At 67.7% G+C, this 12,760-nt stretch carries 11 protein-coding genes; 7 read left to right on the top strand and 4 right to left on the bottom strand.

The window, feature by feature from the left end; genetic code table 11:
- Positions 1–49: 49 nt before the first annotated feature.
- The 4 genes from ACFQQD_RS00870 (at position 50) to groL (ending at position 4,116) form a co-directional block, all read left to right on the top strand.
- Positions 50–550, top strand: coding sequence for a hypothetical protein (locus ACFQQD_RS00870; RefSeq protein ID WP_378085235.1), 501 nt, complete (start codon positions 50–52; stop codon positions 548–550).
- Positions 547–1,863: a hypothetical protein gene (locus ACFQQD_RS00865; RefSeq protein WP_378085233.1), complete on the top strand. Its 1,317-nt coding sequence runs from the start codon at positions 547–549 to the stop codon at positions 1,861–1,863. The genes ACFQQD_RS00870 and ACFQQD_RS00865 overlap by 4 nt, the downstream gene beginning before the upstream one ends.
- A 207-nt stretch (positions 1,864–2,070) precedes the next feature.
- Entirely contained in the window at positions 2,071–2,367 is a 297-nt protein-coding gene (gene groES, locus ACFQQD_RS00860; RefSeq protein WP_378085230.1) for a co-chaperone GroES, read from the top strand.
- Positions 2,368–2,523: 156 nt separating this feature from the next.
- Positions 2,524–4,116 carry a chaperonin GroEL gene (gene groL / locus ACFQQD_RS00855; protein ID WP_378085228.1) on the top strand — a complete coding sequence of 531 codons (1,593 nt, stop codon included), beginning with the start codon at positions 2,524–2,526 and terminating at the stop codon, positions 4,114–4,116.
- A 90-nt stretch (positions 4,117–4,206) separates the two neighbouring features.
- On the opposite strand, the gene ACFQQD_RS00850 is transcribed toward groL, so the two are convergent.
- Positions 4,207–5,583 (bottom strand): dicarboxylate/amino acid:cation symporter, encoded by a 1,377-nt coding sequence (locus ACFQQD_RS00850; RefSeq protein WP_378086066.1) that lies wholly within the window; start codon positions 5,581–5,583, stop codon positions 4,207–4,209.
- Positions 5,584–5,767: 184 nt separating this feature from the next.
- Here ACFQQD_RS00850 and ACFQQD_RS00845 point away from each other — a divergent pair, with 184 nt between their 5' ends.
- Both ACFQQD_RS00845 and guaB read left to right on the top strand, forming a co-directional pair.
- The gene (locus ACFQQD_RS00845; protein ID WP_378085226.1) at positions 5,768–6,613 is read left to right on the top strand and encodes a class E sortase; all 846 of its coding nucleotides are present in this window, start codon (positions 5,768–5,770) and stop codon (positions 6,611–6,613) included.
- A gap of 175 nt (positions 6,614–6,788) precedes the next feature.
- Positions 6,789–8,333 (top strand): IMP dehydrogenase, encoded by a 1,545-nt coding sequence (guaB, locus tag ACFQQD_RS00840; RefSeq protein ID WP_378085224.1) that lies wholly within the window; start codon positions 6,789–6,791, stop codon positions 8,331–8,333.
- A gap of 20 nt (positions 8,334–8,353) precedes the next feature.
- On the opposite strand, the gene ACFQQD_RS00835 is transcribed toward guaB, so the two are convergent.
- The 3 genes from ACFQQD_RS00835 to ACFQQD_RS00825 form a co-directional block, all read right to left on the bottom strand.
- The gene (locus ACFQQD_RS00835; protein WP_378085222.1) at positions 8,354–9,196 is read right to left on the bottom strand and encodes an IclR family transcriptional regulator; all 843 of its coding nucleotides are present in this window, start codon (positions 9,194–9,196) and stop codon (positions 8,354–8,356) included.
- 98 nt (positions 9,197–9,294) lie between these two features.
- Entirely contained in the window at positions 9,295–9,720 is a 426-nt protein-coding gene (locus tag ACFQQD_RS00830) for a universal stress protein (protein WP_378085220.1), read from the bottom strand.
- Positions 9,721–9,797: 77 nt separating this feature from the next.
- Complete coding sequence (locus tag ACFQQD_RS00825; protein WP_378085218.1) at positions 9,798–10,802, bottom strand: 2-hydroxyacid dehydrogenase; 1,005 nt, start codon at positions 10,800–10,802, stop codon at positions 9,798–9,800.
- Between the two features lie 344 nt (positions 10,803–11,146).
- Here ACFQQD_RS00825 and ACFQQD_RS00820 point away from each other — a divergent pair, with 344 nt between their 5' ends.
- Positions 11,147–12,739 carry an ABC transporter substrate-binding protein gene (locus tag ACFQQD_RS00820; RefSeq protein WP_378085216.1) on the top strand — a complete coding sequence of 531 codons (1,593 nt, stop codon included), beginning with the start codon at positions 11,147–11,149 and terminating at the stop codon, positions 12,737–12,739.
- The last annotated feature ends 21 nt before the right edge of the window (positions 12,740–12,760 follow it).

Genomic DNA, 12,760 nt, shown 5'->3' with positions numbered 1-12,760 from the left:
CGGGGTGCCTGGCCTGCTGTGATCAGTGGCACCGGGTACGGTAGGGCCAATGGAATCCAACCCTCTCGGCTTCGCCATCGCCGTGGGCCTGGGCGTGCTGCTCGTGGCCAGCGGAGTCCTCGCCTACACCGGCCACTACAAGGGCTGGCTCATGCTCAAGTCCTTCCTTCCGGGGTGGCCGGGCCTGGCCGGCGGGTACATCGGTGTGATGATCCTCCTGGCGGTCTTTCTGCCCCTCGTTGGCGACGCCATGCCGCCGCTGCTGTTCCTCGTCTTCGCCGCGGTGCTTTTCGTCTCGATGCTGATCGGCATCATCGGGATGTTCTGGATGCCACGCTTCCTGTTGCCACAGTGGGTCAAAGAGACCCAGGACGAGATGCGCCGGGGCGAGGACACCTTCTCACAGGCGATGCGGCCGGGCGGAGCCCTCTATGGCCGGCTCGGCGTGCCCCGTGATGAGGCCCCACCCCGTCTCGACGCTCAGTCCCGCGCGGACGGTGGTGATGCCGGAGGCATCGATGGATCGGACTCGGAGGGCCCGGGCCGGTGAGCGACATCGATCCCAATGTCCCGTCCACGTGGCCGCTCCTCACTCAGGGTGCAGCCTCCGTGCCGCGGCCACCGGACTGGGTGGAGGTGGACGAAGGATCGGAGCTGCTCGTCATGCGCCATCCCTACGTGGACGAGGCGACCTTCCACCCGACGATCGTGGTGCGCTCGATGCCGACCTCCGCGTCACTGCCGGCACTCGGGGCGCAAGCGGTCGCCGGAGTGATCGGTGGCATGCCCGGAGCGCGGCTACTCGCCCATGATCGGGGAGAGATCCACGGCCGTCTGGCACGAGGCCAGGTGTACGCCTATGATGCCGGCGTGCACACCATCGTCGCGGAGCGCTGGCTCGCGCTCGCCGGTGCCCATGCGGTCGAGATCACGGCCCAGTGCACGGTCGGCCAGCTCGAGGACATGGAGCCCCTCTTCCGAGCCGTCCTGGACCACACCCTGCTGACGGACTCTGCCGTGGCGGATGGGCCCATGCCGGAGCCGGTGCGGGAACCCACCAGGGACGGGTTCCTCGCGGCGCGGTCTGGATTGGACGTCGAGACGCTGGACCGGGTGTCCGCCGCCCAGCCCTACACTCCCGTGGGCCCGGTTCTCTCGGACGCGGCTTTCCGGCTCGTTCTCGACCACATCGGCCAGCCGTCCATGAATCGATCCCAGGCCTACTCGGCGCATCGGGAGGCAGCCGAGCTGGTGGCCACCGGACTCATGGATCCGGACGGGACCTTCACGGAGGCGTTTCGACTGCTGACCCTCCCGGTGGCCCAGTCCCGGCAGACGATTCGCGTCGAAGGCGTCCATCGCGGTGAGGTCACCCAACTGGACGTGTGGTTCGGCGGTGGAGGGGCCACCGTGGCGTCTCGGGCCTCTCATGCGCAACTGGTCCACGACGACACCAGTCATGCCGTACCCGCAGGATCCGTGCAGGTGGACGTGATCCGTGAGGAGTCGGTGCCCCTGGCCATCGCCGCCTGGGCCGGGGTGGGTCCAGCCTGGACCGTGGTGACCGGGGAGGATCAGATCGACCTGGACCGCTTCCAGGCCCGCCTGGACCACGGACCGCAGATCGGGCCCCCGGAGGGTGCCGACGACGCGCTGTTGCGACTGTGGGCCGAGCCGTGGTTCGCCTGGCGGGTCGTGATGCCCGGCCTGGAGCGCGAGCTGTCGTGGCTAGGGGCGGGTGCCGCCGGACAGGTGAGGATCCGCGGGGTGCGGGACGGGCGCATGCATCTGCTCGCCGAGCCCTCGGGGTACGTCTGGACCACGTTGGTCCGGGAGATCGGGATTCTGGCCCAGGTTCGCTGAGGCTTCTGGCACTCGCCTTGACCGAGTGCTAAAGCCCGCATAGAGTCGTTTCTGGCACTCCGGGGCACCGGGTGCTAAGCCTGAAGGACCTGCCATCCGGCACCCGCGACGACGGTTGGCCAGCCTCCGGCGCACAACAGAATCCATCGACGCCGGCCGGCCCGACTCTACGGCCCCGGCCCATCCCGAAAGAAGGAGAGTACAGACGTGTCTGTCTCCATCAAGCCCCTTGAGGATCGTATTGTTGTCCGTCCGTTGGAAGCCGAGCAGACCACCGCTTCCGGTCTGGTGATCCCGGATACCGCTAAGGAAAAGCCGCAGGAAGGCAAGGTCGTGGCCGTCGGCGCCGGCCGTGTCGACGACAAGGGGAATCGCATCCCCGTCGACGTCGCCGAGGGCGACGTGGTCCTGTACTCCAAGTACGGCGGCACCGAGGTCAAGGTCGGCGGCGAGGAGTTCCTCGTGCTGTCCGCCCGCGACGTGCTGGCCACTGTCACCAAGTGACTCTGATCCGGGCGACCGTCCCGCATGCGGACGCAGTCCCCGGCTGACGTGTTCAGGCCCGGCCCGGCACCGAGCCGGCCGGGCCTGATCTCGTCCGTGCACCATCACCTTCCTTTTTGATTCTTTTGCTTTCCTTAACCGAAAGGAGCTTCGTACATGGCGAAGCAGCTTGCCTTCAACGATGAGGCCCGCCGCGCACTGCAGGCAGGTATCGACAAGTTGGCCGATACCGTCAAGGTCACTCTGGGCCCCAAGGGCCGCAACGTGGTCCTGGACAAGTCCTGGGGCGCCCCCACCATCACTAACGACGGCGTGACCATCGCCCGTGACGTCGAGCTGGACGACCCGTACGAGAACATGGGCGCCCAGCTGGCCAAGGAAGTGGCCACCAAGACCAACGACGTCGCCGGTGACGGCACCACCACCGCCACCGTCCTGGCCCAGGCCCTGGTGAACGAGGGCATGCGCCAGGTGGCCGCCGGCGCCGCCCCGAACGAGATCAAGCGCGGCATCGAGGCCGCGGTCAGCGCGATCGAGAAGCGCCTGGCCGAGAACGCCGTCGAGGTCTCCGGTAACCAGGTGGCCGCCGTCGCCGGTATCTCCGCTCAGTCGGACGAGATCGGCGAGCTGCTGGCTCGCGCGTTCGACACCGTCGGCACGGACGGCGTCATCACCATTGAGGAGTCCTCCACCACCTCCACCGAGCTGGTGATCACCGAGGGCATGCAGTTCGACAAGGGCTACCTGTCCCCGTACATGGTGACCGACGCCGAGCGTCAGGAAGCCGTGCTGGAGAACCCGTACATCCTGCTGAACTCCGGGAAGATCTCCAACGTGCAGGAGTTCCTGCCGCTGCTGGAGAAGGTGCTGGAGTCCTCCAAGCCGCTGTTCATCATCGCCGAGGACGTCGAGGGCGAAGCCCTGTCCACGCTGGTGGTCAACAAGATCCGCGGCACCCTGAACGTCGTGGCCGTCAAGGCTCCGGGCTTCGGCGACCGCCGCAAGGCCATGATGCAGGACATCGCGACCCTGACCGGCGCCCAGGTGGTCTCCCCGGATCTCGGCATGAAGCTGGACCAGGTCGGCCTCGAGGTGCTCGGCTCCGCTCGCCGCGTGACCGTCACCAAGGACAACACCACCATCGTCGAGGGCGCAGGCTCCGCCGATGAGGTGTCCGGCCGCGTGGCGCAGATCAAGTCCGAGATCGAGAACACGGATTCCGACTGGGACCGCGAGAAGCTGCAGGAGCGCCTGGCCAAGCTGGCCGGCGGTGTGGGCGTGATCAAGGTCGGCGCTGCCACCGAGGTCGAGCTCAAGGAGGCCAAGCACCGCATCGAGGACGCCGTGTCCTCCACCCGTGCGGCGCTGGAAGAGGGCATCGTGGCCGGCGGCGGAACCGCGCTGATCAACGCTCTGTCCGCTCTGGACGATGACGAGGCCGTCAAGGGCCTCACCGCTGATGCGGCCTTCGGTGTGGGCATCGTGCGCAAGGCTCTCGTGGAGCCGCTGCGCTGGATCGCCCAGAACGCCGGCGAGGACGGCTACGTCGTGACCTCCCGAGTGGCGGAGCTGGAGCCCAACCACGGCTTCAACGCCAAGACCGGCGAGTACGGCGACCTGCTGGCCGACGGCGTCATCGACCCGGTCAAGGTCACCCGCTCGGCTCTGGCCAACGCGGCGTCCATCGCCGCACTGGTCCTGACCACCGAGACTCTGGTGGCGGACAAGACCGAGGACGACGAGAGCTAAACACTCGTCAGCAGTGACCGCGTCCTAGAGATGCGAAAAGGGCCCGGGAAGCAACCGCTTCCCGGGCCCTTTTTCTTTGGAAGACCGAAGTCAGACGCGGACCGAGTCCTGACCGCGGTCGGCGCCGGTGCCGGCGCCGCCGTCGTCGTTGGTCTCGAGCGGGGCCTCGTCATCGGCCAGCAGGTTGGCGCCGGAGCGCGGAGCGTTGTACCGCTTCTCGTCCAGCAGCCCCTCCTGCTTGGACACGAGCGTGGGGACCAGGGCCTGACCCACCACGTTCACGCCGGTGCGGCCCATGTCCACGATCGGGTCCACGGCCAACAGCAGCCCGACGCCGGCCAGCGGCAGTCCCAGCGTGGACAGGGTCAGCGTCAGCATGACGACTCCGCCGGTGGTGCCCGCGGTGGCGGCCGAACCCAGGACGGAGACGAGGATGATCAGGAGGTAGTCGCTCCAGGCCAGGTCGATGCCGAAGAACTGGGCCACGAACAGGGCAGCGATGGCCGGATAGATGGCAGCGCAGCCGTCCATCTTCGTGGTGGCTCCGAGCGGCACGGCGAAGGAGGCGTAGGCCCGCGGGACACCGAAATTGCGCTCGGCCACCCGCTGGGTCACCGGCAGGGTGCCGATGGAGGAGCGGGACACGAAGCCCAGCTGGAAGGCCGGCCACATGCCCGTGAAGTACTGGCGGATGGACAGCCCGTGGAGCTTTGTCAGCACCGGGTAGACCACCAGCAGCACGATGGCCAGTCCGAGGTAGATCGCCACGACGAACTTCGCCAGGGTGCCCATGGTGTCCCAGCCGTAGGACGCCACGGCGTTGCCGATCAGGCCGACGGTGCCGATCGGGGCGATGCGGATGATCCACCACAGCACCTTCTGGATGACCTCGAGCATGGAGGCCGACAAGTCGAGGAAGGGCTTGGCCTTCTCGCCGAGCTTGAGTGCGGCCACGCCCACAGCAATCGAGATGACCAGGATCTGCAGGATGTTGAAGCTCACGTCGGTGGACATCGAGCCGTCGTCGGCGGTGGAGGTGCTGGCGGAAAGCCCCAGGAAGTTGGACGGGATCAGGCCCTGGAGGAAGGCCCACCAGCTGCCGGTCTTGCCGTCGTATTCGGCCGGAGCCTGCTGGCCGGTTCCGACGCCCGGCTGCAGAACCGCACCCAGGATGATGCCGATGACCACGGCGATCAGGGCGGTGACGGCGAACCAGAGCAGCGTCTTGGCGGCCAGTCGCGCGGCATTGGTCACCTGGGCCAGATTGGCGATCGAGGCGACCACGGCGAAGAACACCAGCGGCACCACGGCGGCGCGCAACAGCGAGACGTAGCTGGAGCCGATGACCTCCAGGGTGCTTCCGAGGCCATTCGGCGATTCGGCCGTGTGGCCGGTGCTGCGGGCCAGAAGACCCAGAATGAGGCCGAGTGCGAGGGCCGCGAGGATCTGGACGCCAAAGTTGGTCATCCAGCCGGGCAGTCGCCGCTGGGCTGTGGGGGAGTCGGTGGAGGAGTCAGTGGTGGAGGATTTCACCAGCAGAAGGGTATCCGCTCTATACCACAGACGACGAACGGTGTTGCGTCAGATGACAGAACGGTGATCCGGGCCTCGAGCCTCTGTGGTGGAGCGAACACCCGGGTAATCTCGGAGTATGACCGGCACCCTGGAGCGACCGCCCGCGGGCGAGGGTCCGCGCGCTGCGGATGCAACAGACGAGACAGATGCGGGACGACGTCGGCCCGGCCGCAGGGGTGCGGGCGCCGGCGCCGGGAGAACCCGGCGTCGGCCGGGGGCCCTGTCCGTCGTCGGGGCCGTGCTCATCGCCCTCGGCGTCATCGGAGGCGGCTATGCCGTCTGGGAGTTGTTCGTGACGGACCTCTTCGCCGAGTCGGAACGGTCTCAGATCGCCGCCGACTGGCGCGCCGCTCAGGGTGATGACCAGCTCGGCGGAGAAGTCGGCGCCAGCCCCGGAGGGACCTCGGGTGCCGAGGTGAGCATCGGGACCGAGCATCGGGAGGACTTCCCCGTGGTCGAGGGAGATTCCACCCTGGGCCTGTTGCATGTGCCGCGGTGGGGATCCGACTATGAGGTCCCGATCGGTTCCAGTGACAGCGATGAGGTCCTGGACACCGGGCAGGTCGGTCATTATGAGAGCACGCAGGCCATCGGCGCTGTCGGCAATGCCGGCGTCGCCGGCCATCGCACCACCCACGGCAAGCCTTTGCGCAAGGTGCACGAGCTGCAGGACGGCGATGCCCTCGTGGTGGAGTCCCGGGATGCCTACCTGGTCTACCGGGTGGTGGCCCGGGACATCGTGAAGCCCGAGCAGTCCGAGGTACTCGATCCCGTTCCTCCGTTCGAGGGAGCGACGGAGGGTCGCTACCTCACCCTGACGACCTGCGACCCGATCTTCGGCATCACCGACCGGTACATCGTCTGGGCAGAGGCGGACTATTGGACGCCGAAGTCCGAGGGGATACCGCCGGCCCTCGCCTAGCCGGACCCCACAGGAGGTGCCGGACTCGCAGAGGTGACCCGCAGATGTGGCTCGCACCACGTCCGGAATAGACCGGGCCCCCGTCGGTGTTTCACAGCGACTACTCCCAGCGGTCCACCCGCCCGTGGCGGGCCTAGACTGGTGACAACCCCGCTGACTGAAAGGCCCTTCGCCCGTGAGTGCACAGATTTCCGGTCCCTCGGATGAACCGGTGGCCACCGCCGCCGATCCCTTCGGCTTTGTCGGCCTGACGTATGACGACGTCCTGCTGCTGCCCGGTGCCACGGACGTCATTCCGGCCGATGCGGACACCTCCACCCGGCTGACCAAGCGCATCACGCTGAAGACCCCGATCGCCTCGGCCGCCATGGACACCGTCACCGAGGCGCCGCTGGCGGTCTCCCTGGCCCGGCAGGGCGGTCTCGGCATCGTTCACCGCAACCTGTCCATCGAGGAGCAGGCCGCGCACATCGACCGCGTCAAGCGCTCCGAGTCCGGCATGATCACCGATCCGCTGACCGTGGGACCGGACGCCACGCTCGCCGAGCTGGACGACCTCTGTGCCCGTTACCGAGTCTCCGGTCTGCCCGTGGTGGACAGCTCCAACACGCTGTTGGGCATCATCACCAACCGGGACACCCGGTTCATCCCGGAAGCCGAGTTCGGCCAGCGCACCGTGGAATCGGCCATGACGAGAATGCCGTTGGTGACCGCGCGGGAGGGCATCTCCCGCGACGAGACGGTGCGCCTGCTCTCCGAGCACCGGATCGAGAAGCTTCCCCTCGTGGACGCGCAGAACAAGCTGCGCGGGCTGATCACTGTCAAGGACTTCGACAAGGCCGACCAGTACCCGGATGCCACCAAGGACGAGGAGGGACGGCTGCGCGTCGGCGGCGCCGTGGGCTTCTTCGGCGACGGCTTCGAACGGGCCATGGCTCTCGTCGAGGCCGGTGCGGACGTGCTCGTGGTGGACACCGCCAACGGTCACACTCAGGGGGTGCTGGACATGATCGCCACCCTGAAGAAGGATCCCGCCTCGGCCCACGTGGACGTCATCGGTGGTCAGGCGGCCACCTACGCCGGAGCCAAGGCGATCGTCGACGCCGGTGCTGACGCCGTCAAGGTGGGCGTGGGACCGGGCTCGATCTGCACCACCCGTGTGGTGGCCGGCGTCGGGGTTCCGCAGGTGACCGCCATCTACGAGGCGGCCAAGGCCACCATTCCCGCAGGCGTTCCGCTGATCGCCGACGGCGGCCTGCAGCATTCCGGGGACATCGGCAAGGCGCTCGTCGCCGGGGCCGATTCCGTGATGCTGGGCTCGCTGCTGGCCGGCACGGCCGAATCCCCTGGCGACCTGGTGTTCTATCAGGGCAAGCAGTTCAAGGCCTACCGCGGCATGGGTTCCCTGGGGGCCATGCAGACGCGGTCCGGCAACCGTTCCTACTCCAAGGACCGGTACTTCCAGGCCGATGTGCCGGATGACGAGAAGCTGATCCCGGAGGGGATCGAGGGCCAGGTCCCGTACCGCGGGCCCCTCTCGGCCGTGGTGCACCAGTTGGTGGGCGGCTTGCGGCAGACCATGTTCTACACCGGGGCCCGCACCGTCGCCGAGCTCAAGCAGAACGGCCGCTTCGTGCGCGTCACCCCGGCCGGGCTGAAGGAGTCGCACCCGCACGACATCATGATGACCGTCGAGGCACCGAACTACCGTTCGCGCTGACTAACGCTGACTAGCGCTGACTAGCCCAGTGCGTCGGCCACCTGACGGGCGGCCTGCTGCAACACCACGGCGGTTTCCCGCACCCGGGACGCGGTCAGTGTGGGTGCGGTGAAGGAGACGGACAGGCCGTCGAAGGTGCGCTCGGCGCCGTCGTCGGGGGTGGTCGTCTGGGGCATGGGAACAGCCACGCAGGCGATGCCCGCGGTGTTCTGTCCGTCCTCGCGGGCGTACCCGCGCTCGCGGGCCACCCGCAACACGCGCCGCAGCTCGGTCGGATCCGTGATCGTGTGGGAGGTGAGCCGTTCGAACGGCGGGACCAGCCCCGTCTCCGGCCGGTCGAGTGCGCTGAGCACGGCCTGTCCGATCGCGGTGGCGTGGGCCGGAAGCCGTCGTCCGACGCGTGGGGCGGCCCGCTCGCGGCCCGGAGCCTCCCAGGTCGCGAGGTAGACGATGTCCCGGCCGTCGAGGCGACCGAAGTTGACCGTGGCGTCGAGGTACTTCCCCACGGACGCCAGGATCGGCCGGACCACCTTGAGTGTGGAATCGGTGTCCAGGTAGGTGGTCCCGGCCAGCAGTGCCCGGATGCCGATGCTGTACTCGGTGTTCTGCGGATCCGTCCGCACCCAGCCGGCGTCGACGAGGGTGCGCAGCAGGGCGTACACACTGCTGCGGGGCGCGCCCATCCGCTCGCAGAGGTCGCGGATCGTCACCGGCATGTTGCCGCGCTCGGCCAGAAGCTCCAGGACCTCCACGGTCCGGGCAGCGGACTTCACTTCGCGGACTCCTGACGGCGACGGCGGTGCAGCGACGTCCTCAGCGACGTCCTCAACGTGATCCACAGCCGTGTTGCGGGGTCTGTTCATCGCCTTCCTTCCACGGGTGGGCCCATCCTAGAACGGCCCTGTGCGAGAACTCGTGGCCCGGCATGGGCCCGAGTCCGTGCACGAATGCTCAGCAACGCTCAGCGGCGAGCCCCGACGCTGACCTTCACCGCGTGCACCGGACATCCGGCCTCGAGCAGGATCCGCTGAGAGGTCGACCCGAGGAACAGTTTGCCCACGGGGGAGCGGCGGCGCAGGCCGATCACCACCATGGCCGTGTCCGCGAGGTAGGACGCGTCGATGAGGGCGTCTCCGAAGTCGGTGCCGTCAGGAACCGGGTCCTGGCGCAGGGTGACGCCGTGTGCGGCGGCGTGGCCGGCCAGTTCCGGGTCGGAAACGGGATCAGTGGCAGTTCCGGTGGCAGGTTCCGAAGCAGTGTGGTGACTGACGGTGCCGGGCTCCGGCATCAGCACGACGTCGGCTCCGCGCAGGGCTGCCTCATCGATCGCCGCGAGCGCCGCGGCGCGGGCTTCAGGGCTGGCGGTCATGGCGACGACGATGTTCATACATTCCTCCGGAGGGGCAACGGTCAGCGGACGGGTCTGGCGCGGATGGATGCGGCGAGAACGGACAGAGTGAACGATCAGCCGATGGGTGTGATGAGGGTGCCGTCCCGGAGGAACTGACGCAGATTGGCCAGGGTCAGCTCGGCCATGTCCGCCCGGGTCTCGCGAGTGCCGCTGCCCACGTGCGGCAGGACGACCACATTGTCCAGACCCAGCAGCGTCTCTGGGACCTGTGGTTCGTGGGCGTAGACATCGAGGCCTGCACCGGCGATGGTGCCGTTGGACAGCGCCGAGACGAGTGCCGGTTCGTCCACCACCGTTCCGCGAGCAATGTTGACCAGATGGCCCTCGGGCCCGAGGGCTGCCAACTCCGCCTCGCCCACGAGGCCGGCGCTGTCCGGTCCACCAGAGGCCGCGACGACCAGGACGTCGACAGCCTGGGCCAACTCCCGGACGGAGGAGTGATAGGTGAATCCGCTCTCCGGGCGTTCGCGCCGATTGTGATAGTGGATCGTGCAGCCGAGGGCTTCCAGCCGCTGGGCAATGGCCGCGCCGATGCGGCCGAGACCGAGAATGCCGACGGTGCGGCCGCTCGCGCGAGTGGTGAGCGGGAATCCCTCTCCGGAAGACCAGCGTCCCGCGCGGACGAACCGGTCGGAGGCGGTGAAGCGGCGCAAGGTGTCCAGATACAGGGCGAGGGCCGTGTCCGCCACGCAGTCATTGAGGACGTCCGGGGTGTTGCTCACGGCGATCCCGCGTTCAGCGGCCTGACGCGCGTCCGTCGCGTCATAGCCCACGCCGAAGTTGACGATGGCCTCCAGCGAGGGAAGGGCACGCATGAGCTCTGTCCCCACGCCGAACCGGCCGGAGCAGACGGCGATGCGGATCTGCTCGGCGTGCTCCTGCAGAAAATCGCTCTGTTCGGCCGGGTCCGTCGGTAACACCAGAGCCCGGAACTCCTCGTCGAGGACCTGCGCGACGTGGGGGTTCACCGGCCCGACGCGCACGATGTGCGTCGCCGTACTGCCGGCGGTGTGAGGGTCGGCGGCAGCGTTCACAGCGGACGAGGTGTCAGTGATCATGACCTGACCCTAGGAATGTGGTGTGGGCGGCGTCCAACACGCAGAACGCATTGATCAATACCTCAAGAGTATGAACTCCTCTTCGGCCGCGGAATCATGCGGAAGTCCGGCCGTCGTCGGGATGCTTTGAGGCCGTTCTGTCCCGCCGCGCCATGCCGCCGGAGAAGATCGGACTGTCGAAAGCCTTGACGGGCCGTGATGGGCATCACAGGCTGGTCTTTACCTCAACGTCAGCGTCTACATCCGTAGACCGGCGGGACCCGGGCCTCCCGGAATCCGGCCTCACGGTTGCTGTTGTCCATTCGCCCACCGATTCCCGCCCACCGTTTCGAAGGAAGACCATCATGCGTGATCACCACACTGCGACCACCCGCGCCGGACACCGCCGTCTGCCGCTTGCCGCCCTGGCCCTCACGGCGGGCGCCGGACTGATCCTCTCGGGCTGTGGCGTCGCCAACTCCGAGAACGCCGCCGGAGGAGGCTCCAGTGACGGCGGCACTCCGGACACGTTGCGGGTGGTGCTCCAGCAAGAACCGCCGACGCTGGAGCCGTGCGAGGCCAACCTCACGAGCACCGGCGTGGTGGACCGCTCCACCATCACCGAACCGCTCGTGGAGCGAAACCCCACCTCGGGTGACCTCGAGCCCAAGCTCGCCACCGAGTGGTCCTCGGAGGACGACACCACCTGGACGTTCACCTTGCGCGACGGGGTGACCTTCCACGACGGCTCGGAGTTCACCGCGGAGGATGCCGCCCACACCATCGAGCGCGCGGTGAACTCGGATCTGGGCTGCAACGTGGAGGGCTATGTCTTCGGCGACGATGATCTGGAGGTCGAGGTCGTGGATGATCAGACACTCGAGGTGACCTCCGCGGAGCCGGACCCGATTCTGCCGCTGCGCTTGTCGTTCCTGGAGATCGTCCCCGCCGAGACCTCCGACACCGAGAAGGTCCGCGAACCGATCGGTACCGGCCCGTACCAGCTGGACGCCTGGAACGCCGGGCAGAACATCGAGGTATCCGCCTTCGAAGAGTACTGGGGAGACGCCCCGGCCTTCCCGAAGGCCCAGTACCAGTGGCGCGAGGAATCCTCGGTCCGGGCCGCCATGGTCACCTCCGGCGAGGCGGAGATCGCCACCGGGCTGAGCCCGGAGGACAGCATCGGCGAGCTCGGCGTGGATTACCCCAACAACGAGACCATCGCCCTGCGCATGCACGCCGAGTCCGAGCCCTTCAATGACCTCCGCGTCCGTCAGGCCGTCAACTATGCCGTGGACAAGGAGGGCATCGTGGCCAGCCTCTATGGCGGCCGGGACACCGTGGCCGCTCAGTTGGTTCCGGAAGGCGTCGTCGGCCACAACGACTCGCTGGAGGGATGGCCCTACGATCCCGAGAAGGCCAAGAAGCTCGTCGAGGAGGCCAAGGCCGACGGCGTGGACACCTCCGCTCCGATCAGCTTGATCGTGCGCTCGGCCCAGTTTCCGAAGGTCGACGAGTTGGGTCAGGTCCTGCGAGAGCAGTTGGCCCAGGCCGGACTCAACGTCAACCTGAAGATGATGGAGACCAGCCAGCATCTGAAGTATCAGGTTCGGCCGTTCGTGGAGGACGAGGGCGCCATCCTGCATCTGACACAGCACGGCAACCAGGCCGGTGACGCCGCCTTCACCGTGGACCAGTACATGCTCTCCGACGGTGCCCAGAGCGCCTTCGGCACCAAGGAGTTCGACGAGATGATCACGGCCGCGGGCAAGGAGAGCGGCGAGGCCCGCGCCGAGGCCTACCAGGACATCTTCGAGTACCAGAACGAGGAGGTCGTCCAGTACGCCCACCTCGCCCACCAGACCGGCATGCTCGGCATCTCGGATGCGGTGAACTACGAGCCGAACTCCTCCTCGGGCGACGAGCTGCGGCTCTCCGAGGTCACCCCGGCGCAGTAGTCCCGATGCACTTTCCGTATC

Origin of the sequence: Citricoccus sp. GCM10030269 (assembly GCF_042665635.1) — a bacterium.
Classification (GTDB): Bacteria; Actinomycetota; Actinomycetes; order Actinomycetales; family Micrococcaceae; genus Citricoccus.
The sequence above is the reverse complement of the archived record's forward strand: the minus strand, read 5'-3'. Positions and strand labels throughout refer to the sequence as shown.